Genomic DNA, 312 nt, shown 5'->3' with positions numbered 1-312 from the left:
GGAATTTATACACTTACGGTTACCGACGCCAATGGGTGCACTGCAACTGCTCAAACTACAATAACAATTAATCCTTTACCATTACCAACAGCTGGAAATGATTCACCTATTTGCCTAGGAGGTACTTTGAATTTAAATGCAACAGGTGGAACATCATATAGTTGGTCAGGTCCAGATGGATTCAGTTCAAGTTCTCAAAATCCACAAATTATAAATACTACTTCAAATGCCGGAGGCATATATACAGTAAGTGTGACTGATGTCAATGGATGTACAGCAACCGCCCAAACAACAGTAACAATTAATACATTA

The 312-nt window shown here is 38.1% G+C and carries 1 pseudogene; it reads left to right on the top strand.

Features of this window, described 5'->3' with window-relative positions:
- Positions 1 to 312 (top strand): annotated as a pseudogene (locus EGI22_RS24155) (hypothetical protein); the annotation flags it as partial.

Origin of the sequence: Lacihabitans sp. LS3-19 (genome assembly GCF_024343575.1) — a bacterium.
GTDB lineage: Bacteria > Bacteroidota > Bacteroidia > Cytophagales > Spirosomataceae > Leadbetterella.
The sequence above is the reverse complement of the archived record's forward strand: the minus strand, read 5'-3'. Positions and strand labels throughout refer to the sequence as shown.